Annotated in this window: 23 protein-coding genes; 10 read left to right on the top strand and 13 right to left on the bottom strand. The window is 59.6% G+C overall.

The window, feature by feature from the left end:
• Positions 1 to 49: 49 nt before the first annotated feature.
• The 11 genes from AC2D8V_RS12010 to sucC all read right to left on the bottom strand — a co-directional run bounded on the left by AC2D8V_RS12010 (position 50) and on the right by sucC (position 11051).
• Positions 50 to 433, bottom strand: coding sequence for an MAPEG family protein (locus AC2D8V_RS12010; protein WP_484733761.1), 384 nt, complete (start codon positions 431 to 433; stop codon positions 50 to 52).
• 130 nt (positions 434 to 563) lie between these two features.
• Entirely contained in the window at positions 564 to 2123 is a 1560-nt protein-coding gene (gene odhB / locus AC2D8V_RS12005) for a 2-oxoglutarate dehydrogenase complex dihydrolipoyllysine-residue succinyltransferase (protein WP_484733760.1), read from the bottom strand.
• A 3-nt stretch (positions 2124 to 2126) separates the two neighbouring features.
• Positions 2127 to 5087, bottom strand: a complete 2961-nt coding sequence (locus AC2D8V_RS12000; RefSeq protein ID WP_484733759.1) for a 2-oxoglutarate dehydrogenase E1 component — start codon at positions 5085 to 5087, stop codon at positions 2127 to 2129.
• Positions 5084 to 5584 (bottom strand): DUF805 domain-containing protein, encoded by a 501-nt coding sequence (locus tag AC2D8V_RS11995; protein WP_484733758.1) that lies wholly within the window; start codon positions 5582 to 5584, stop codon positions 5084 to 5086. Before AC2D8V_RS11995 ends, AC2D8V_RS12000 begins: the two co-directional genes overlap by 4 nt.
• Positions 5585 to 5678: 94 nt before the next feature.
• Positions 5679 to 6566 (bottom strand): succinate--CoA ligase subunit alpha, encoded by an 888-nt coding sequence (gene sucD, locus AC2D8V_RS11990; protein WP_484733757.1) that lies wholly within the window; start codon positions 6564 to 6566, stop codon positions 5679 to 5681.
• A 75-nt stretch (positions 6567 to 6641) separates the two neighbouring features.
• Positions 6642 to 7193 carry a hypothetical protein gene (locus tag AC2D8V_RS11985; RefSeq protein WP_484733756.1) on the bottom strand — a complete coding sequence of 184 codons (552 nt, stop codon included), beginning with the start codon at positions 7191 to 7193 and terminating at the stop codon, positions 6642 to 6644.
• Complete coding sequence (locus tag AC2D8V_RS11980) at positions 7190 to 7852, bottom strand: hypothetical protein (RefSeq protein WP_484733755.1); 663 nt, start codon at positions 7850 to 7852, stop codon at positions 7190 to 7192. The genes AC2D8V_RS11985 and AC2D8V_RS11980 overlap by 4 nt, the downstream gene beginning before the upstream one ends.
• A complete protein-coding gene (locus AC2D8V_RS11975; RefSeq protein WP_484733754.1) occupies positions 7849 to 8667 on the bottom strand; it encodes a glycosyltransferase family 25 protein in 819 nt (272 codons plus the stop codon). Before AC2D8V_RS11975 ends, AC2D8V_RS11980 begins: the two co-directional genes overlap by 4 nt.
• A gap of 8 nt (positions 8668 to 8675) precedes the next feature.
• Positions 8676 to 9170 (bottom strand): hypothetical protein, encoded by a 495-nt coding sequence (locus AC2D8V_RS11970; RefSeq protein ID WP_484733753.1) that lies wholly within the window; start codon positions 9168 to 9170, stop codon positions 8676 to 8678.
• A complete protein-coding gene (locus AC2D8V_RS11965) occupies positions 9167 to 9826 on the bottom strand; it encodes a hypothetical protein (protein WP_484733752.1) in 660 nt (219 codons plus the stop codon). Before AC2D8V_RS11965 ends, AC2D8V_RS11970 begins: the two co-directional genes overlap by 4 nt.
• A gap of 31 nt (positions 9827 to 9857) precedes the next feature.
• The gene (sucC, locus tag AC2D8V_RS11960) at positions 9858 to 11051 is read right to left on the bottom strand and encodes an ADP-forming succinate--CoA ligase subunit beta (protein WP_484733751.1); all 1194 of its coding nucleotides are present in this window, start codon (positions 11049 to 11051) and stop codon (positions 9858 to 9860) included.
• 263 nt (positions 11052 to 11314) lie between these two features.
• Between sucC and AC2D8V_RS11955 the strand changes: the two genes are divergently transcribed.
• Positions 11315 to 11941, top strand: coding sequence for a sulfotransferase family 2 domain-containing protein (locus AC2D8V_RS11955; RefSeq protein WP_484733750.1), 627 nt, complete (start codon positions 11315 to 11317; stop codon positions 11939 to 11941).
• Between the two features lie 41 nt (positions 11942 to 11982).
• Here AC2D8V_RS11955 and mdh read toward each other — a convergent pair whose 3' ends face one another.
• Positions 11983 to 12942, bottom strand: a complete 960-nt coding sequence (mdh, locus tag AC2D8V_RS11950) for a malate dehydrogenase (protein WP_484733749.1) — start codon at positions 12940 to 12942, stop codon at positions 11983 to 11985.
• Between the two features lie 145 nt (positions 12943 to 13087).
• Between mdh and AC2D8V_RS11945 the strand changes: the two genes are divergently transcribed.
• On the top strand, positions 13088 to 13843 hold the full coding sequence (locus AC2D8V_RS11945; RefSeq protein WP_484733905.1) for a sulfite exporter TauE/SafE family protein: 756 nt from the start codon (positions 13088 to 13090) through the stop codon (positions 13841 to 13843).
• A 41-nt stretch (positions 13844 to 13884) separates the two neighbouring features.
• Here AC2D8V_RS11945 and AC2D8V_RS11940 read toward each other — a convergent pair whose 3' ends face one another.
• Positions 13885 to 14217, bottom strand: coding sequence for a hypothetical protein (locus AC2D8V_RS11940; RefSeq protein WP_484733748.1), 333 nt, complete (start codon positions 14215 to 14217; stop codon positions 13885 to 13887).
• A 332-nt stretch (positions 14218 to 14549) separates the two neighbouring features.
• On the opposite strand from AC2D8V_RS11940, the gene AC2D8V_RS11935 reads away from it, so the two are divergent.
• The 8 genes from AC2D8V_RS11935 to sdhD all read left to right on the top strand — a co-directional run bounded on the left by AC2D8V_RS11935 (position 14550) and on the right by sdhD (position 19345).
• Positions 14550 to 15407, top strand: a complete 858-nt coding sequence (locus AC2D8V_RS11935; protein ID WP_484733747.1) for an HpcH/HpaI aldolase/citrate lyase family protein — start codon at positions 14550 to 14552, stop codon at positions 15405 to 15407.
• Between the two features lie 5 nt (positions 15408 to 15412).
• Positions 15413 to 15970: an NnrU family protein gene (locus AC2D8V_RS11930; protein WP_484733746.1), complete on the top strand. Its 558-nt coding sequence runs from the start codon at positions 15413 to 15415 to the stop codon at positions 15968 to 15970.
• Positions 15971 to 15986: 16 nt separating this feature from the next.
• On the top strand, positions 15987 to 16190 hold the full coding sequence (locus AC2D8V_RS11925; protein WP_484733745.1) for a DUF1737 domain-containing protein: 204 nt from the start codon (positions 15987 to 15989) through the stop codon (positions 16188 to 16190).
• Positions 16190 to 17224 (top strand): MaoC family dehydratase, encoded by a 1035-nt coding sequence (locus tag AC2D8V_RS11920; RefSeq protein ID WP_484733744.1) that lies wholly within the window; start codon positions 16190 to 16192, stop codon positions 17222 to 17224. Before AC2D8V_RS11925 ends, AC2D8V_RS11920 begins: the two co-directional genes overlap by 1 nt.
• A gap of 70 nt (positions 17225 to 17294) precedes the next feature.
• A complete protein-coding gene (locus AC2D8V_RS11915; protein ID WP_484733743.1) occupies positions 17295 to 17708 on the top strand; it encodes a hypothetical protein in 414 nt (137 codons plus the stop codon).
• Between the two features lie 50 nt (positions 17709 to 17758).
• Positions 17759 to 18421, top strand: coding sequence for a DUF1194 domain-containing protein (locus AC2D8V_RS11910; RefSeq protein ID WP_484733742.1), 663 nt, complete (start codon positions 17759 to 17761; stop codon positions 18419 to 18421).
• A 156-nt stretch (positions 18422 to 18577) separates the two neighbouring features.
• Positions 18578 to 18961 (top strand): succinate dehydrogenase, cytochrome b556 subunit, encoded by a 384-nt coding sequence (sdhC, locus tag AC2D8V_RS11905; protein WP_484733741.1) that lies wholly within the window; start codon positions 18578 to 18580, stop codon positions 18959 to 18961.
• A gap of 12 nt (positions 18962 to 18973) precedes the next feature.
• Positions 18974 to 19345: a succinate dehydrogenase, hydrophobic membrane anchor protein gene (sdhD, locus tag AC2D8V_RS11900; protein WP_484733740.1), complete on the top strand. Its 372-nt coding sequence runs from the start codon at positions 18974 to 18976 to the stop codon at positions 19343 to 19345.
• Positions 19346 to 19380: the final 35 nt, after the last annotated feature.

Raw genomic sequence — 19380 nt, 5'->3', positions numbered from 1 at the left:
AAGGCGCGGCGGGCCTTATTGCAGGTGCGCAATGTCAACGCGTCCGGCATCAGAGTGCCAGAAAGTAGAGCAGTGCGGTAGACAGCAGCCCGACCGTCCACGCCAGACTACGTATGCCGGTCAGCTTGAAGGCGTAAGCGGGCAGGTACACCAGTCGGGCGATCAGAAAGGCCTGACAAGCCAGAACGGTCTGCGGCGTCGAGCTTTCGGTGACGATGATCAGCAGTACGGCGGGGGCGAAGAGCACCATCGCGGTGATGGAGTTGTTCAGCGCCCGCTCGAGGCGTCCGGCGATACCGGAGACCGTGCGGTTTTCATCCCGGCTGGAGAGCAGGTAGCCCATGCCAAGCTGGGTCATGGCTCCTGTGGCCTGCATCAGCAGCGTAATGATGACCAGGAAGCCGTAAAGAACAAGGATGGTGATTTCGGTCATGTCTTACTCACTTTTCTGTTTCACGGTTGCAGTATGCGGCGTTTGTTGCGGTCTGGCGGCAGGCGGTAGGCCTTGAGGCAGGCCCGCAGGGTTGACTGCGCGCCGCCCCATTGGACCCGGCCGGATCAGCTTACAAGTCCATCAGCAGGCGGCGCGGATCTTCGAGTGCTTCCTTGACGCGGACGAGGAATGTCACGGCCCCTTTGCCATCGACGATGCGGTGATCGTAGGAAAGCGCCAGATACATCATCGGGCGGATTTCGACCTTGCCGTTGATCGCCATGGGGCGGTCTTGGATCTTGTGCATCCCGAGGATGCCCGACTGGGGCGGGTTGAGGATGGGCGAGCTCATCAGCGAGCCGTAGACCCCGCCGTTTGAGATGGTGAAGGTGCCGCCCTGCATTTCGGCCATGCTGAGTTTGCCATCGCGCGCGCGTGCGCCTTTTTCGGCAATAGCCTGTTCGATGGCGTGGAACGACATGCTGTCGGCGTCGCGAATGACCGGCACCACAAGGCCTGTTGGCGTGCCCGCGGCGATGCCCATGTGCACGAAGTTCTTGTATACGATGTCCGTTCCGTCGATTTCGGCGTTCACCTCGGGCACTTCTTTAAGCGCGTGGCAGCAGGCCTTGGTGAAGAAGGACATGAAGCCCAGTTTCACGCCGTGTTTTTTCAGGAACAGGTCTTTGTATTCGTTGCGCAGCGCCATGACCTCGGTCATGTCGACCTCGTTGTAGGTGGTCAGCATGGCTGCTGTGTTCTGGCTGTCTTTCAGACGTTTGGCGATGGTCTGGCGCAGGCGGGTCATTTTGACACGTTCCTCGCGCGCGGCGTCGTCGGCAGAGACGGGCGCACGTGGCGCAGCGGCCGGTGCAGGTGTCGCACCCTTGGCGGCTGAGCCTGCCGCGGCGATGGCGGCTTGCACGTCTTCCTTCATCACGCGACCGTCGCGGCCCGAGCCGGTGACCTGATCGGCGGAGAGGCCCGCCTCGGCCATGGCCTTTTTCGCGGAAGGGGCGTTTTCGATGTCCTTTGCCATGGAACCATCGGTGCCCGCGGCTGGCGTGGTGTATTGTGTGTCTGCCGGGGCGGCCTCGGCAGGTGCTGTGGCACCGCCGGCACCCGAGGTCATCACCGCGAGTTTGCCACCTGCCGCCACGGTGCTGCCTTCGGCGGCGATGATTTCTGTCAGCGTTCCGGCGGCAGGTGCGGGCACCTCGACGGAGACCTTGTCGGTTTCCAACTCACAGAGCATTTCGTCCTGCGCGACGGTATCGCCGACGGCTTTGAACCATGTGGAGACCGTAGCCTCGGTGACGCTTTCGCCCAAGGTAGGCACCATCACGTCCACAGCGGCCCCGTCGCCACCGCCGCTGCCGGTGCGCGCTGCCGCAGCGGGGGCGTCGTCCTTGGCGCTTTCTTTCCCTTTGGGCGCTGCATCCGATCCGGCGTCGCCTTCGGAGATCGTGGCCAGCAGGGCATCAACGCCCACGGTATCGCCTTCGGCTGCGACGATTTCCGCCAGTTGCCCGGCAACCGGCGAAGGCACCTCGACCGTCACCTTGTCGGTTTCCAGCTCGCACAGCATCTCGTCCACCGCGACGGTTTCGCCGGGTTTTTTGAACCATGTGGCGACGGTCGCCTCGGTCACGGACTCGCCCAGAGTGGGTACGCGTACATCAGTGGTCATGAGTTATTTCCCTTCAATCGTAAGCGCTTCGTTCACGAGAGCGGCTTGCTGTGCTTTGTGTTGGCTTGCCAGGCCCGTGGCGGGCGAAGCGGATGTGGCGCGGCCCACGTAACGCGGGCGCGGATGCTTGGCTTTGATACGGCTGAGAACCCATTCGAGGTTTGGTTCGATGAACGTCCAGGCGCCTTGGTTTTTTGGCTCCTCCTGACACCAGATCACTTCGGCCTGCTTGAAGCGTTCCAGCTCTTTGACCGCGGATTGTGCAGGGAAGGGGTAGAATTGCTCGACCCGCATCAGGTAGATGTCGTCGATGCCGCGCGCGTCCCGCTCTTCGAGCAGATCGAAATAGACCTTGCCCGAGCACATGACCACGCGTTTGATCTTGCTGTCTGCGACCAGTTTGGTGTCGGAATTGCCCTGCTGTGCGTCATCCCAAAGCACGCGGTGGAACGACGAACCTGTCTGGAACTCCTCGGCCTTGGATACCGCGAGCTTGTGGCGCAACAGCGACTTCGGCGTCATCAGGATCAGCGGTTTGCGGAAGCTGCGGTGGATTTGCCGGCGCAGGATGTGGAAGTAGTTGGCCGGCGTCGTGCAGTTGGCCACGATCCAGTTGTCCTGTCCGCACATCTGCAGGAACCGTTCCAGCCGCGCCGAGGAGTGCTCTGGCCCCTGACCTTCGAAGCCGTGCGGCAGGAGGCAGACAAGGCCCGACATCCGGAGCCATTTGCTTTCCCCCGAACTGACAAACTGGTCGAACATGATCTGCGCACCGTTGGCAAAGTCGCCGAACTGCGCCTCCCACAGTGTCAGTGCGTTCGGTTCGGCCATGGAGTATCCGTACTCGAACCCGAGCACCGCGTATTCCGACAGCATCGAGTCGATGACTTCGTACTGAGCCTGACCGGATTTGATGTTGTTGAGCGGGTAGTAGCGTTCTTCGGTGTTCTGATTCACCAGACCCGAGTGGCGCTGGCTGAAGGTGCCGCGCGTGCTGTCCTGACCGGACAGACGGACCGGGTAGCCTTCGGTCAGCAGCGAGCCAAAGGCCAGTGCCTCTGCCGTGGCCCAGTCAAAGCCCTCGCCGTTGGCAAACATCGCCTTTTTCGCATCGAGAAGCCGCCCGACGGTTTTGTGCAGCGGGTAGTCTTCGGGTGCCGTACTCAGGGCGTTGCCGATCTCTTCCATGGTTTTCTTGGAGATGGCGGTCTTGCCGCGCTGATACTTCTGTTTCTGCTTGTCGAGGTGGGACCACTTCCCGTCGAGCCAGTCGGCCTTGTTCGGGCGGAATTCCTTGCCCGCTTCGAACTCTTCGTTCATGTAGGCCTGAAACGCCGCCTTCATGTCCTCGATTTCGCCTTCGGGGATCAGCCCGTCCTTGACCAGCCGTTCGGTATAGAGGCTCAAGGTGGTTTTGTGACCCTTGATCTTTTTGTACATGATCGGGTTGGTGAACATCGGCTCGTCGCCTTCGTTATGCCCGAACCGGCGGTAGCAGAAGATGTCGATGACCACGTCCTTGCGGAATTTCTGGCGGAACTCGGTGGCGACTTTGGCCGCGTGCACTACCGCTTCGGGATCGTCGCCGTTTACGTGGAAAATGGGCGCCTCGACCACCAGCGCGTTATCTGTGGGGTAGGGGCTGGAGCGGCTGAAGTGCGGTGCCGTGGTAAAGCCGATCTGGTTGTTCACAACAATGTGGATCGTGCCGCCGGTCTTGTGGCCTTTCAGACCCGACAGGGCAAAACACTCTGCCACGACGCCTTGCCCGGCAAAGGCTGCGTCCCCGTGTAGCAGGATCGGGATTACGCTGGTGCGCTGATCGTCGTTGTTCTGGTCCTGTTTGGCGCGCGCCTTGCCCAGAACGACCGGATTTACCGCCTCAAGGTGAGAGGGGTTCGCCGTCAGTGACAGGTGCACCGAGTTGCCATCAAATTCGCGGTCGGATGAGGCGCCAAGGTGGTATTTCACGTCGCCCGAGCCGTCCACGTCTTCGGGTTTGAAGCTGCCGCCCTGAAATTCGTTGAAAATCGCGCGGTAGGGCTTTGCCATCACGTTTGCCAGAACCGACAGGCGGCCACGGTGCGGCATCCCGATCACGATATCGCGCACGCCCAATGCGCCGCCGCGCTTGATGATCTGTTCCATGGCGGGCACGAGGCTTTCGCCGCCATCAAGGCCAAAGCGTTTGGTGCCCATATATTTGACGTGCAGGAATTTTTCGAAACCTTCGGCCTCGACGAGCTTGGACAGGATCGCCTTGCGGCCCTCGCGGGTGAACTGCACCTCTTTGCCCATGCCTTCGATGCGTTCTTTCAGCCAGCCCGCCTCTTCGGGGTTTGAGATGTGCATGTACTGCAGCGCGAAGGTTCCGCAATAGGTGCGCTGAACAATCGCCATGATTTCGCGCATCGAGGCCATTTCGAGCCCCAGCACCTTGTCGATAAAGATCGGGCGGTCCATGTCGGCCTCGGTAAAGCCGTATGATTTCGGATCAAGCTCGGGGTGCGGTGTCGTCTGGCGCATGCCCAATGGGTCAAGATCGGCCACGAGATGGCCTCTGATCCGGTAGGCACGGATGAGCATCAGCGCGCGGATACTGTCGAGCACGGCGCGTTTGATGGCTTCTTCGGTGATTTCAACCTGTTTCTCTGACGCCTTGCCCTTGATCGCCTTGGTGACGGCTTTGACCTCGGCCTCGGGCGCCCATTCGCCGGTCAGCGCCGCGGTAAGATCATCGGCGGGTTGCGGGGGCCAGTCTGTGCGCGCCCAGCTTGGTCCTTCGGCCTCGCGCTTGACCGATACTTCATCGTCGCCCATGGCCTTGAAGAACGCGGCCCATGCTTCGTCGACTGCTGCAGGATCGTTGGCGTAGCGCGCGTACATCTGTTCGAGGTATTCGGCGTTATGCCCTTGCATGAAGCTCGAGGCGTGGAATTGATCGTTTTGGGGATGATCAGTCATTGGGGTACCTCATAGGGGTTGGGTCCGTATTGGTTCGGGCCGGGTTGAGACGGGCGGGTGAGCCAGTAGAGCACGATAAAGGGGGAGACGATCACGATGATCGTCGCAATGATCGCCACCAAGCCCACAACGCCGGACAGCTGGCTGAAGTCGCCGCCTTCGATGGCCGGTCCGGCAAACATGCCGAGGAACGTTGCAAATCCGATGATCGCAAAGAGCGGGTAGAACAGGTAAAGCCCCGAACGGCCGGTATCGTGCATCCGTCGCCAGCCTACCGCGAGGCTGGGGATGAACGTCGCAATGTTGAATGCGCCTGTCAAAAGTGTCGGGCCGTCTTCGGTGCGGGTCGCACCGTTGATGAAGCCCTCGATAATGCCAAAAACAAAGCCGCCCAGCAGGCAGAACAGGAAAAACCACCAGTATTCAGATCGCGGCGCACGGCCGGAGAAGGTGAAATACTGGCGCAGGCAACTGATGACGGCTTGGGAGAAGGTCATGATTGCCCTCCTGCCATCAGGCGGCCACGCCGGAGAGCCCGAGGAATCGTACCTCGGGCCTTCCAGTGGTGATATGTTGGCGCGTTAAGCAAAATCAGCCTTTCGAAATGGCTTCCTGCACTGCTTCGCCCAAGGTCGCAGGGCTGTCGGCCACAACGATGCCTGCGGCGCGCATGGCTTCGATCTTGTCCTCGGCGCCGCCTTTGCCGCCCGCGACGATGGCACCCGCGTGGCCCATGCGACGTCCGGGAGGCGCTGTGCGGCCCGCGATGAAACCTGCTGTCGGCTTCCAGCGGCCTGCTTTTTTCTCATCGGCGAGAAACTGAGCGGCATCCTCCTCGGCAGAGCCGCCGATTTCGCCGATCATGATGATGGATTCAGTTTCGGGGTCGGCGAGGAACATTTCGAGCACGTCGATATGCTCGGTGCCCTTGATCGGGTCGCCGCCGATGCCAACCGCAGTGGACTGGCCGTAGCCCAGATCGGTGGTTTGCTTGACCGCCTCGTAGGTGAGCGTGCCGGAACGTGAGACAACACCGCAGGAGCCACGCTTGTGGATGTGGCCGGGCATGATGCCGATCTTGCAGGCGTCCGGCGTGATGACACCGGGGCAGTTCGGGCCGATGAGGCGGCTTGCCGAACCTTCGAGCGCGCGTTGCACTTTCATCATGTCGAGCACCGGGATGCCTTCGGTGATGCAGACGATCAGTTCCATCTCTGCGTCGATGGCTTCGAGGATCGAGTCGGCTGCAAATGGGGGAGGGACATAGATCACGCTCGCATTCGCTTCGGTCTTGGCCTTGGCCTCATGCACGGAGTTGAAGACAGGCAGATCGAGATGTGTCTGGCCGCCCTTGCCGGGGGTAACGCCGCCCACCATCTTGGTGCCGTATGCGATGGCCTGTTCGGTGTGGAAGGTACCCTGCGATCCTGTGAGGCCCTGGCAAATCACCTTGGTGTTTTCGTCTATCAGTACAGCCATCTGGCGTCCTTTCTTCTGTTCTGTCCCTTTGGGGCGCGCGTGGCCCCGTTGATTGCATTGCCCGCAGCCCGCCGTTCAAAGCGGCAGTGCTGCGCTGTAATAGTTTTTGCCCTGTCGTATTCCCTGATCGCGTGCGCGGGTGGTCGCCAGCGTGCCGCTCAGCCCGTTGAAAGAGGCCAGCACCGACGATGATGCCGATTCTGATGCAAAGACCATCGAGCAGATGTTTTCTGTCAGTTTCACCGAAAGATTGTCCTGCGGGTGATAGTAGGTGCCCGTTTTCGTGTTCTGAACAAAACCGTTGGCCCCTGCGGCGGCTTCGACCGCGCGGCGGCCGTTGGCGGCCTGTCCGCACAGCGCCGAATAGTACTGCACAGCGCGGGCGGCAGGCACTGGCCGCTCTCCCGGTGCCGCATCGGCGGCGCGCTGCACGCGGCCGCTGCCGGATTGAACGACAGGGCTTGGAGCCGCGGCGGTCGCCGTCTCTGACGTGCGAGCGCTGCCTGACGTGTCTGGCCCGCTGTCGGGGCTGGTCGTGGTCGTCTCGCAGGCGGCCAGTGCGCCAATCGCCAGCACCACGGTTGCGGCCTGTGTCAGTTTTTTCAATGTGGATGGAGGGTTTGTCATGGGGCCTCCGTTCTTTCACGTCCGGCGCGCAGAACAGCCACGCAGGCCAGGAGCAGGCAGAGTGCCATTCCCATTTCCGCCACCTCTTCGTACAGCGTGGCGATGTCTTCGATATGGGTGGGCACGTCGATGCCCCAAGGCGCGAGTTTACGGCCCAGACCGTCCATCATCTTTGCCGTAAACCCAAGGAAGAGGCCGGTCAGCACGCAGAGCGACACGCCATCAAGGCCCCGGGTGCGCAGCGTGGCAACTGCGCGCCTCATGGCAACGACCACAATCGTGATCAGCAGGATCAGGATGACGGCAGACAAAAGTTTCTCTGGCAGATCGACGGTATCGCCGAGATACTGCCGTGATTTGAAAAGACCTTCGGTGAAGGGCCGCTTGTCCATATCCATTTCGCGCAGGCCGAAAAACACCAGCACACCGACAAAGGGCCAGTGGCTCCGGAGGCGGGCCAGCAGGAGCAGGGCCGCGACGAAGTACATCACCGTCGAAAGTGACTCGATCGGGCGGCCTTCGGAAATCAGCGGCTTGTAGAAGGAGGCCGGTGTCAGTGACAGGCCGGCAAATATAGCAAGCGTGATTGCGGCGCCGATATAAGCGTAGGCGCGGCTTGCGCCGTTCTTATGCGGTGTGGAAGCGGCAACTGAGGTCATTGCATTGCCTCCGCTTTGTAATCCACCGCTTTGATCTGTGCCCGGCCGCCGAGCAGTTTGAGAATGCTGCTGAGCGGGTAGGCCACCTCGTAATAGCCGCGCTTGGCTTTTTGGCGCACGAGTGCCCAGCCTGTTGGCCGGATCCGGCGCGGTGCGGTGGGTGCCGGGCGGTTGGGCGGCTCATTGCCCTGTGTGATAAGCGCGGGGTGCACCTGATAAAGCTTGAGGCTGCGCGCCACCGCAGAGGCATTCTGATTGAACAGCAGGTTGTCGACCGCAATGCCGTAAGGCGCGCTGTCGATCAGTTTCCGGGCTGCCGTACGGGTCAGCATGTATCCGGCGCCGCCGACGTGCCGCGACAAAAGCCGCGAGATATGCCTGCCGAGGTGGTTGCTGTGGCGCTGGAGCAGGACCTTGAACGCGCGTCCGCGCCAGCGTTCGATCTTGACCACATCTGCATCTTCGGGCCACCACCCAAGATCATCAAGCCACAGATGCAGTTCGGACGAGATGTGAATGTCGTCTTCGAGAATGAGGCAGTGGGTGGCATCACTGTCGAGAAACCGCTGCCAGCTGCGCATGTGGCTGATGGTGCAGGCGCGATCCTGATCCGGCAACTGCCCCCACGGACCTTCCGCGCTGGTATATTTGTCCAGCACACCCTCAGGTGCCGTGCGCAGGTCAAACGCCGCGGGCATGTGGGCGTCAACGCTTGCTTCGGCCAGTGCGCGGGTCATATGCGCGCGCCGCTCTGTATCACGTTCCAGATTGATCATCTCAACATACACGGTTTGGGCGCTTGTGGTTTCCTGCATGGCGCCGCTCATTCTGCCGAGGCGGCTGGGGTCAGCCGCTCTACATTCATGAAGGTCTCAACAGCACCGTCGCGGGGGCGCACCCCGACCTGCACGACCGCCTTGCGACCACGAAGCAGTTCGCGCCCTTGAATAAAGCCGGTTGTCGCGTCGCGCTGATGCGTGGCTGGCAGGTCAATCTCAAACCCGAATACCGGAGGCTTGGCCATCTGTGCCTTGAGCGCGGCGATTGCCGTTGCGCGGTGGTCGCCGTGAAAGCTGACCTCGCAGTGGCGATCAAGCCCCATGGGCGTGCCGGGGGCAGGCTCGAGCGTTTTGTCCCAGAACGTCAGGCGGTAGGGCAGCGGTGTGCCGTCGCGGTCTTGCATGCGTGCCCGTGCCTGTTCTGCCGTCTGGCCGGCCTTGAAGCAGACGGCATTAAAGCTCGCAATCGCCTGATCAGCTGTCGCGCCGGCCACGGCGGGGGCCGCAAGGCCCGCGGATATCAGAGCAGCGCGGATCATTGCGCGGCCTCTGCAATCATATAGCGGTGCATGTGAAGCGCGTAAAAGCCTTGTCCGAAAATCACCTGCGTCACGGTATCCACATCGGGGACAAGCCCGGTGACATAGTACTGGTAGTAATCGTCGGTCTCGACAGGGCCCTGACCGATCGACAGCTGTTTAGACACCTTGCCGCCCGAGATATCCAGATTTTCGTACCGGGCGACGGTTTGCTGAAAGAACTGGTTGCCATCCACCGGGTTCGACTGCGCGTTCAGGGCGGACATCGGATTGCTGGTAAAGCCGCATCCCAATTCCTGATGCTTGCCTACCACCACAATCACAGCGTGATGGAAATCGCCTGAAATGGTCGTGTCAAATTCGGTCACACGGCCGTCTGCGGACTGATGCACGACCGGTTCGCCGTTCGGCCCCGGTATCGCCAGCGTCTGCACATAGGCGTTCGGGTCGGTCAGCACTAGCGGGCACACCCGCATGAAATTATCCCACAGTCGGGACAACTCTGCTTGCGACTGCGCCGCTGCTGGCGATGCAAGTATCAGGCATGACATCGCAGCGGTGCGCATTAACATGCGCCCCGCGCACAGAAATTTCGCCCGCGACGCGCGCGCAGGTGTCTTGGCCACGGGCATTTCGCCTCCCGTCGCCAAAAGCATCTGCTCTGCTGCGTCGCGGTGGTGCAATGGATCAGCCCTTGACCGCTTTTACGATCTTCTGGGCACCATCTTTGAGGTCGTCAGCGGCGATTACATCAACATCCGAGTTGTTGATGATATCCTTGCCCTGCTGCACGTTTGTGCCCTCAAGACGCACGACCAGCGGCACTTTCAGGCCCACTTCTTTTACCGCAGCAACCACACCTTCGGCGATGACGTCGCAGCGCATGATGCCGCCAAAGATGTTGACCAGAATGCCTTTGACATTGGGGTCGGAGGTGATGATTTTGAAGGCTTCGGTTACTTTTTCCTTGGTTGCGCCACCGCCTACGTCAAGAAAGTTTGCAGGCTCTGCGCCGTACAGCTTGATAATGTCCATCGTTGCCATTGCGAGCCCCGCACCGTTGACCATGCAGCCGATCTCGCCATCGAGCGCGATGTAGTTGAGGTCGTATTTGGACGCCTCAAGCTCTTTGGGGTCTTCTTCGGTCACGTCGCGCAATTCCGAGATGTCAGGGTGGCGGTAGACTGCGTTGCCGTCAAAGCCCATCTTGGCATCAAGGCATTTCAACTCGCCGCTGTCCGTGACGATCAGCGGGTTGATTTCGAGCATCTCCATGTCTTTTTCGATGAACATTTTATACAGCGTGCCCATCAGCGCGACGCATTGCTTGATCTGCTTGCCTTCCAGCCCGAGCATGAACGCGATGCGGCGCCCGTGATAAGCCTGATACCCGGTGGCGGGATCGACTGAGAAGCTCAGGATTTTTTCCGGTGTTTCGGCTGCGACCTCTTCGATGTCCATGCCGCCTTCAGTCGAGCAGACAAAGGAAATTCGGCTGGTCTGGCGGTCTACCAGCAGGGCCAGATAAAGTTCTGTTTCGATGCCTGAGCCGTCTTCGATATAGATGCGGTTGACTTGCTTGCCCGCGGGGCCGGTCTGATGCGTGACCAGCGTGCGGCCCAGCATCTTTTTCGCTTCCTCGGAAGCTTCCTCGACAGATTTCGTCAGACGTACACCGCCTTTTTCACCCGCGTCCGCTTCTTTGAAGCTGCCTTTGCCGCGCCCGCCGGCGTGGATCTGCGCCTTGACCACCCACAATGGCCCGTCAAGCGCACCCGCGGCTGTTTTTGCGTCTTCGGCCTTGAGCACAACGCGCCCGTCGGAAACCGGTGCGCCGTAAGAGCGCAACAGCGCTTTTGCTTGATATTCGTGGATGTTCATGTCGATTGTCCCGTTCAGCTACGTTTGAACCGTTATTGCCCGCGCTGAGGCGTTGTGAAAAAGGGTTTTTGACGAACTGCGACAAAAGACACCGAAAAACGAAAATTTGTGATCACAGCGTGAAAAAGTGTGATCACAAAAGTAATTTCGAATGGAATCTGGCCGCAAGCGGCGAGAATCACATGACTTATCGCGGCTCTGGTGCTGGCGTGCAGACTGCCCTAATCTGCGGCGCAGGGTCAATCTGAAGCGGAGAAATCATCATGCCCCTCGCCAGAATTGGCACGATCGTGATGTTCTTTGCCCATATTCCCAAGACCGGTGGGTCGAGTGTTGAGACCTATCTGAGCCGGAAAGGGGCCGTTGCGCTGCGCTATCCCCGCAGGCTGGGCTGGTCAAAGACCTCAGCGCAGCACATGGATGCGGCGGTGCATCAAGCACTTGTCCCAGACGCCTTTATCGATTGCAGCTTTGCGGTGTTGCGCGATCCGGTCGCACGCCTCATCAGCGAGTACCGCTACAGGGCGGACCGGCGTGCGGGCGTGCCGCCGTTTGATGTCTGGGTCGAGCGTATGTTCAGCAAACATGCGCAAAACCCCGCGACACAGGACAATCATATCCGTCCGCAGGTTGATTTTTTGCGACCCGGTATGCGGTTGTTTCACCTCGAAGACGGGCTAACACCGGTGTTTGACTGGATCGACATGCAATCGGGCACATCAGCGGCGGATCGGGATGTATGGGACAAAAAGTCAAAGAGTGCCGCGATTGAATTGAGCGCTGATATGCGTGCCCGCATCGAAAGGTTTTACGACGCGGATATCGCACTGATCGCGCGGGCGCGGGCGCAGGGTGGCGCGGCCACCTACACAAAAGAAAACGCCGGCTGAACAAGTCAGCCGGCGCCGTTTCTCATTTTGTTGCGTCAGGCTTACAGAGAGCTGTCGATGCCTTTGCAGGCCTCAACCAGACCTTTGACCGCGGTGACGGAGTTGTCGAACATCCCTTGCTCGTCTTTGTTCATTTCGATCTCGACGACCCGTTCGACGCCACCTGCACCAATCACGGTCGGCACACCGACGTAAAACCCGTCAAGACCGTAGGCGCCATCCACATAAGCGGCGCAGGGCAGTACGCGCTTTTGATCTTTCAGGTAGCTTTCGGCCATCTCGATGGCAGATGTTGCAGGCGCGTAGAACGCAGAACCGGTTTTCAACAGGCCGACGATTTCGGCGCCGCCATCGCGGGTCCGCTGTACGATCGCGTCGAGTTTTTCCTGTGTGGTCCAGCCCATCTTGACCAGATCAGGCAGCGGGATGCCTGCCACAGTCGAATACCTGACCAAAGGCACCATTGTGTCGCCGTGCCCGCCCAGAACAAAGGCGGTGACGTCTTTCATGGAGACATCGAATTCCTCGGCGAGGAAGTGGCGGAAGCGCGCTGAATCGAGCACGCCCGCCATGCCGCAGACCTTCTCGTGGGGCAGGCCGGAGAATTCGCGCAATGCCCAGACCATCGCGTCGAGCGGGTTGGTGATGCAGATGACAAAGGCGTCTGGCGCGTGTGCGGCGATGCCTTCGCCGACAGATTTCATGACCTTGAGGTTGATGCCCAAGAGGTCGTCGCGGCTCATGCCCGGTTTGCGCGCAACGCCGGCGGTAACGATGCAAACATCGGCGCCCGCGATATCTTCGTAGGACTGGGTGCCCGACATTTTCGCGTCGAATTTGGCGGAGGGGCCACTTTCGGCGATGTCGAGCGCCTTGCCTTCTGGGATGCCTTCGGCGATGTCAAAAAGAACAACGTCGCCCAGTTCTTTCAGGGCAGCGAGGTGAGCGAGCGTGCCGCCGATCTGGCCTGCGCCGATCAGTGCGATTTTGGGTCTTGCCATGTGAGTGATGCTCCGCATTCGGTTGAAGTCGCGCCTGTGCTAGCGAATGAAAGGAGATTTCGCAAGCGCGGCATGGAAAGGTGCGGGGCCGCGTCGCAGGGGGTGTGCTAGACAAGGCCTGACCCGTGGGGCAATGCTGCGCCTCATGTTGCACCTTGATCCCATGTTTTTTCTGATAGCAGGGCCGGCGGTGATTTTTGCCGGAATCTCCAAGGGCGGCTTTGGCTCTGGCGCAGCTTTTGCGTCCGCCAGTATCTTGGCGTTGGTGGTGGAGCCGGGGCTTGCGCTAGGTGTGATGTTGCCATTGTTGATGCTGATAGATGTCAGCACGCTGAAACCCTACTGGGGCAAATGGGACCGGCAGGCGGCTTTGCTTTTGATCCTTGGCGGCGTGCCGGGCGTGGCCTTGGGTGCGGCTTTGTACAGCGTGGCTGCTCCGGATGTTTTCCGGGTATTGATTGGTGCTATTTCGCTGGGTTTTGTTGTCTGGCAACTGGGCGTCAAACAAAAGCTGATCCGGCCAGCCGGTGAGGTGCTGCCGCGATGGGCGGGATTTGCGGCTGGTACTGTCGCGGGATTCACAAGCTTTGTGAGCCACGCAGGCGGGCCGCCTGCAGCGGTGTATTTGTTATCCAAGCAGATGACCAAGACCCAGTATCAGGCGACCACGGTCTTGGTGTTCTGGATCGTAAACATCGCCAAATTCGTGCCTTATGCTTTTCTGGGCATGTTCACCTGGCAGACGGGTATTGCAAACCTGGTACTGGCCCCTTTTGCGCTATTGGGCGCATGGCTTGGGGTTAAGGCGCACCGGTTGGTTCCCGAACGGGCGTTCTTTGCATTAACATATGTGCTGCTGTCCGTGACAGGTGTGAAACTCATCTGGGACGGCCTGACCTGACCGGATGTGTCCGACGGGCCGCGTGCGGCCCGCGGCGGTTTTCAGACGTCTTTTTGCTTTGTTGGCAGCACTTCGGCGACTGTCTCGTACGACTGACCGGAGGCGATTAGGCATGTCATGCCATTGGGTGTCGTGACCGTAATTGTCCAAGTGCCGGTTTTATCTGACGCAAAGACCTCGATCACCGCGTTGTTCGCGCCAAGGCCGACCGATTGGCGCGTTTCGCCATAGCCCTCGGCCAGACGGTCGACAACGGCATCGCGGGGCGCGCAGTTGCGATTGTTCTGCGCGGCCGCGTCTGTTGTGGATGCGATATAGAGTGCCGCCGCGGCGGTCAGCGCGCCAAGGTGGAGGATTTTCACAGAGCATTTCATCTCAAATTGCCTTCGTTTCAAAGGCGGCGCCCGTCGTCATCTGGCCGAGCCGGTTGCCCGGCGATGACCGGGGCGGCCCCGGTTCCAACAAATCGTGATCCCTGATCTACTTCACTTGTTGGCGGTAACCCGCCGTGGCCTGTGCAGAGATGCGCGACCGGCTCAGCATCGGTGTGAGGGTTAAAATAATGGTTAACGTCGCGCCCGCAATCATCTCCAATTTGAAATTTGCTGCGATGCGGCGGAATGCCCCTTGAAGTTTCGTTAAAAAAATGCCCCTTTGCGCGCAACATTATAACGCAGCCGATGCGTAAACGCTCAAGGAAAACGCCATGACAGCCACCTCCCGCCCTTTGAGATCGGTTCTTTATATTCCTGGTTCAAAGCCGCGTGCTCTTGAAAAGGCCAAGAGTTTACAAGTGGATGCGATCATCTTTGATCTTGAGGATGCCGTCGCCCCCGATGAAAAGGACGCGGCACGGCAAACGCTGGCCGACGCGCTGGCCGAAGGCGGATACGGGGCGCGCCTGAAGATCGTGCGCATTAACGGTTTGGAGACCGATTGGGGGTCTCGGGATGCGGCTGCGGCGGCGGAGATGGGGGCGGACGCCATCCTTTTGCCAAAGGTTGATGGCCCAGAGAATCTGGACGCGCTTGCACAGATCACGAAAGACATCCCGCTTTGGGCGATGATGGAAAACCCTCGCGGTATGATTGCGGCCCCGGCCATCGCGGCGCACCGGCTGTGTGAAGGCCTTGTTATGGGAACAAACGATCTGGCCAAGGAACTGAACACGCGGTTTCGGGCAGACCGTCTGCCGCTGATGGCGGGTCTGGGGCTTTGCCTGCTGGCTGCCAAGTCCGAAGGAATTGCTATCATCGATGGCGTCTTTAACGCTTTCAAGGATGAAGAAGGGTTGCGTGAGGAATGCGCGCAGGGGCGCGACATGGGGTTCGACGGCAAAACGCTGATCCACCCGGCACAGGTCGACATTGCCAATGCCGCCTTTGCACCCAGCGAAGCTGAGGTTGAACTCGCGGAGCGTCAGATTGCAGCCTATGATGCCGCAATCGCGCAAGGGCAGGCCGTCGCGGTGGTCGACGGCAGGATCGTGGAAAATCTCCATGTTGCAACAGCGCGCGAAACGCTGGCAAAAAGGGACGCAATAGAAGCCCTTAACGCGGAGTAACCGCCATGATTCTTCTGATAGCCGGCGTTCTTCTTTGGACCCTCGCACATTACTTCAAACGACTGGCGCCGGCGGCGCGTGCCAATCTGGGTGCCATGGGGCAGGGTGTTGTGACCGCAGCCCTTGTTGCGTCGATTGTGTTGATGGTGATGGGCTACAAGGCGGTCGATTATATCCATGTTTGGTCGCCGCCAAGCTTTATGGTGCATATCAATAACACCTTGATGTTGCTGGCGTTCTGGGTTTTCGGGTCCAGCGCTGCGAAGGGCGCCAAAGCGTGGCCCGCGTACAAGATCCGCCACCCGCAACTTACTGCTTTCAAGATTTGGGCGACATCACACCTGCTGGTGAATGGCGATCTGGCCTCGATCATCCTGTTTGGGGGCCTGCTTGGCTGGGCAGTGGGTGCGGTAATCCTCATCAACCGGGCCGAGCCGGAGTGGACGCCGCCTGCACCAGCGGGCCGCGCCACGTATATCCGGCTGGCGATTATCTCTGCGGTGTTGTTCGCGCTGGTCACGTTGATACACGCTTGGGCCGGCGTATGGCCGTTTCCCGCTTGACGAAGAGTGATGCCTCATGAAGCTTTACCGTTTCCTGTCTGAAGAGGACTCTTCGGCCTTTTGTCACAAGGTGACTGCTGCGCTGAACAATGGCTGGGCGCTTTACGGCACACCTACCCAGACGTGGGACCACGCAGCCGGTGTCATGCGCTGTGGGCAGGCGGTGATCAAGGACGTGCCGGGTGACTACAGCCCTGATCTAAAACTGGGAGAGCAGTGATGGCCACCAAGACGAATGCGGGCCGGTTTTTCGAAGACTATGCGGTGGGACAGGTGATCGATCATGCTGTGCCGCGAACGGTGAAGATGGGCGAGCGCGCGCTTTATCATATGCTTTATCCGGCGCGCCATGCGCTTTATTCGTCGGATCAGTTCGCACAAGCCAGCGGGCTGCCCTTCAGCCCGTTGGACGACATGATCGCTTTTCACGTCATTTTTGGCAAAACCGTGCCTGACGTTTCGCTGAATGCGGTTGCCAATCTCGGGTATGCGGAAGGACGCTGGCGCATGCCAGTCTGGCCCGGTGACACGTTGCGGTCACGTTCAGAGGTCATCGGGCTGAAACAGAACTCGAACGGTAAATCCGGTGTCGTTTGGGTCCGGACCACCGGGCTGAACCAGCATGACGAGGTCGTCATGGATTATGTGCGGTGGGTCATGGTGCGCAAGCGCGATCTGGATGCAGCGGCACCGACGGCTGTTATTCCTGATCTGGCGAAAGCCGTCGATCCGGCGAGCCTTGTTATCCCCAAGGGGCTTGATTTCAGTAATTACGATTTCACGCTGGCAGGGGAGCCACATCGCTGGGGAGACTATGAGGTCGGCGAAAAGATCGACCATGTAGACGGTGTGACCATCGAGGAGGCCGAGCACATGATGGCAACGCGCCTGTGGCAGAACACTGCCAAGGTGCACTTTGACACGTCGGCGCGCCCGGATGGATCCCGTCTGATCTATGGTGGACATGTGATTTCCATGGCGCGGGCGCTGTCGTTTAATGGATTGGCCAATGCTCAGATGGTTGTCGGGCTGAATGGTGGTGCCCATGCCAACCCGTGCACAAGTGGCGATACGGTGCGTGCTTGGTCCGAGGTGTTGGACAAGGCGGAAACGACCGCGCCCGGCGTCGGGGCCATTCGACTGAGGCTGGTCGCAACCAAAGGGGGCACGCCGTTCGAATTGCGCAACGATGACGGAAAATACCTGCCGGACGTCTTGCTTGATCTCGACTATTGGGCCCTGATGCCAACATAGCAACAGCTTTGCGACATCAACCGATGCCCGCCGCGACCCTGCTGCCATGATGCGTTGAAAGGACTGTTTGATGTTAATTGCCGCTCTTGTCTGCAACTGCCTGGCAGCCGTGCTGCTTTTTCTGGGAGCCATGAAATACGGTCAGGGGCCGGTGCCGGTGACCTACCACAAGCTGATTCTGGAAAAAGAGGGCACAGCGCTGACACCCTATCAAACGCTGATCCTGACTGCCGTTTACCGCGCTTTCGCGGGCGCGATGCTCTCTCTTGGGCTTTTGATCGTCGCCCTGTCGCTTGGCCCAGTGCTGCAAGATGCGCTCTGGGCGCAGGTGGCGCTGTTGCTGGCCGGCACGGCCTTTACCGCCGGTGGGTATTTCATCCCGAGAAACGTCGAGGAAATAACCGGTGTTCAGACGCCTTGGCGGCTGAGCCTGCTGATCGGCGGGTTGTTGGGTGCGGGTTTTGTTTTGTCTTTGATCGGCTAAGTGTCGCAATTGTCAGATGCAATCGCTCCGCAGGGCGATAGACTGGCGGCATGTTGCTTCGGTTGCTTCTGTTTTGCGTCGCTTTGACGGCTACAGCGCCACGCGCTTGCGAACTGGCGCTGGTACTTGCTGTGGATGTATCGGGGTCGGTAGACAGCCGCGAGTATGACATCCAGATGCAAGGGCTCGCCGCTGCTCTGCGGGACGGTATTGTCGTTGACGCCTTGATCGAACAGGAAGCAATGGTGACCCTGATCCAGTGGACTGGTGCGACCCGGCAGCGCCGCACAATCCCTTGGACGCAAATGCGTGCCGATAGTGATGTGCTGGTTCTGGCGGATCGAATTGGGACGAACAAGCGCGTCTGGCGGAATTACTCTACCGCAATCGGAGAGGCACTTATCGAAGCGGAGGCCGCTTTGGTCGAGGTTCCGCAGTGCCGCCGCAAAGTCATTGATGTCTCGGGCGACGGCATTTCCAATGAAGGTGTGTTGCCGGCAACCCGGCACGCGGCGCTGAAGTCGCAGGGCGTGGTGGTAAACGCGCTGGCAATCGAAACCGATGATGATGATCTCACCGCATGGTTTTTCGAAAACCTGATTGTCGGAGAGGGCGCATTTGTTATCACAGCCAACGGTTTTGAGGACTATCCGGAACAGATACGCCGCAAACTGCAGCGCGAAACGACACGGCAGCTCAGTTCTTTTGAGTAATGTGATCACGCAATATTTGTGTGTGATCACAAAAACTCATTTACGTGGCTTTTTTGCCCGTATCGCGCTGTTTTGGCGCGCCTTTACACGCTCTGAACAGGTGACAAATGCCGCAAAAGGCGTAAAAAGGAGAGCAGGGAACAAAAGGAATCTACCATGGCTGATGTCAATCGGGGCAATCGCCCTCTGTCGCCGCATCTGACGATCTACCGCCCGCAACTGACGTCCATCACGTCTATCCTCACACGGATCACCGGCAATGCGCTGCTGATCTCGTCGCTGCTGGTCGTGTGGTGGTTCCTCGCGGCTGCAACGTCGGAAGAGTATTTTGCTTATGCAGACGGCGTGCTGACAAGCTGGTTCGGTGATCTGGTAATGACCCTTTCGCTTTGGGGGCTGTGGTATCACACCCTTGCAGGTGTCCGTCACCTGATCTGGGATCAGGGCATCGGGCTTGATCTGGAGACAGCTTACAAACTCGGGTACGCGGTAATCGGCGGGTCGTTTGTCCTGACGCTGCTTACAATTGCGATCGTGTAAGGGAGCCGGAATATGAGATATCTGACAGACCGCAAACGCGCCACAGGCCTCGGTTCGGCCAAGTCCGGAACCGAGCATCACTGGTCTATGACCGTCAGTTCGGGCGCGCTGCTCGTGCTGATCCCGCTGTTTATCTTTACCTTTGGCCCCATGCTTGGCGCATCCTACGAAGAGGTGACGGCATATTTCGCGCGGCCGTTCCCAGCTGTTGTCGCCGCACTGACGATCATTGTGACATTCAGGCACTTTGCAGGTGGTGTTCAGGCGCTGATCGAAGACTATGTTCACGGTCTGTCGCAGAAAGTCGCAATCGTTGCGATGACCTGCGTCAGCTACGCGGCCATGGCGGTCGGGCTTTACGCCATTGTCCGCCTCGCCCTCTGAGAAATCATTCAGGCGCGGGCAAGCGCGCCTTGCAC

The organism is Roseobacter sp. YIN89, assembly GCF_057219365.1.
This window is presented reverse-complemented; position numbering and strand designations above follow the sequence as displayed.

Coding starts and splice junctions, on each gene's coding strand:
- AC2D8V_RS11930 (WP_484733746.1), top strand. CDS start 15,413: ATGATTCTTCTGATAGCCGGCGTTCTTCTTTGGACCCTCGCACATTAC.
- sucC (WP_484733751.1), bottom strand. CDS start 11,051: ATGAACATCCACGAATATCAAGCAAAAGCGCTGTTGCGCTCTTACGGC.
- AC2D8V_RS11945 (WP_484733905.1), top strand. CDS start 13,088: ATGTTGCACCTTGATCCCATGTTTTTTCTGATAGCAGGGCCGGCGGTG.
- mdh (WP_484733749.1), bottom strand. CDS start 12,942: ATGGCAAGACCCAAAATCGCACTGATCGGCGCAGGCCAGATCGGCGGC.
- AC2D8V_RS11920 (WP_484733744.1), top strand. CDS start 16,190: ATGGCCACCAAGACGAATGCGGGCCGGTTTTTCGAAGACTATGCGGTG.
- AC2D8V_RS11910 (WP_484733742.1), top strand. CDS start 17,759: ATGTTGCTTCGGTTGCTTCTGTTTTGCGTCGCTTTGACGGCTACAGCG.
- AC2D8V_RS11940 (WP_484733748.1), bottom strand. CDS start 14,217: ATGAAATGCTCTGTGAAAATCCTCCACCTTGGCGCGCTGACCGCCGCG.
- AC2D8V_RS11995 (WP_484733758.1), bottom strand. CDS start 5,584: ATGACCTTCTCCCAAGCCGTCATCAGTTGCCTGCGCCAGTATTTCACC.
- odhB (WP_484733760.1), bottom strand. CDS start 2,123: ATGACCACTGATGTACGCGTACCCACTCTGGGCGAGTCCGTGACCGAG.
- AC2D8V_RS11925 (WP_484733745.1), top strand. CDS start 15,987: ATGAAGCTTTACCGTTTCCTGTCTGAAGAGGACTCTTCGGCCTTTTGT.
- AC2D8V_RS11985 (WP_484733756.1), bottom strand. CDS start 7,193: ATGACAAACCCTCCATCCACATTGAAAAAACTGACACAGGCCGCAACC.
- AC2D8V_RS12000 (WP_484733759.1), bottom strand. CDS start 5,087: ATGACTGATCATCCCCAAAACGATCAATTCCACGCCTCGAGCTTCATG.
- AC2D8V_RS11970 (WP_484733753.1), bottom strand. CDS start 9,170: ATGATCCGCGCTGCTCTGATATCCGCGGGCCTTGCGGCCCCCGCCGTG.
- AC2D8V_RS11955 (WP_484733750.1), top strand. CDS start 11,315: ATGCCCCTCGCCAGAATTGGCACGATCGTGATGTTCTTTGCCCATATT.
- AC2D8V_RS12010 (WP_484733761.1), bottom strand. CDS start 433: ATGACCGAAATCACCATCCTTGTTCTTTACGGCTTCCTGGTCATCATT.
- AC2D8V_RS11965 (WP_484733752.1), bottom strand. CDS start 9,826: ATGCTTTTGGCGACGGGAGGCGAAATGCCCGTGGCCAAGACACCTGCG.
- AC2D8V_RS11915 (WP_484733743.1), top strand. CDS start 17,295: ATGTTAATTGCCGCTCTTGTCTGCAACTGCCTGGCAGCCGTGCTGCTT.
- AC2D8V_RS11980 (WP_484733755.1), bottom strand. CDS start 7,852: ATGACCTCAGTTGCCGCTTCCACACCGCATAAGAACGGCGCAAGCCGC.
- sdhD (WP_484733740.1), top strand. CDS start 18,974: ATGAGATATCTGACAGACCGCAAACGCGCCACAGGCCTCGGTTCGGCC.
- sdhC (WP_484733741.1), top strand. CDS start 18,578: ATGGCTGATGTCAATCGGGGCAATCGCCCTCTGTCGCCGCATCTGACG.
- sucD (WP_484733757.1), bottom strand. CDS start 6,566: ATGGCTGTACTGATAGACGAAAACACCAAGGTGATTTGCCAGGGCCTC.
- AC2D8V_RS11975 (WP_484733754.1), bottom strand. CDS start 8,667: ATGCAGGAAACCACAAGCGCCCAAACCGTGTATGTTGAGATGATCAAT.
- AC2D8V_RS11935 (WP_484733747.1), top strand. CDS start 14,550: ATGACAGCCACCTCCCGCCCTTTGAGATCGGTTCTTTATATTCCTGGT.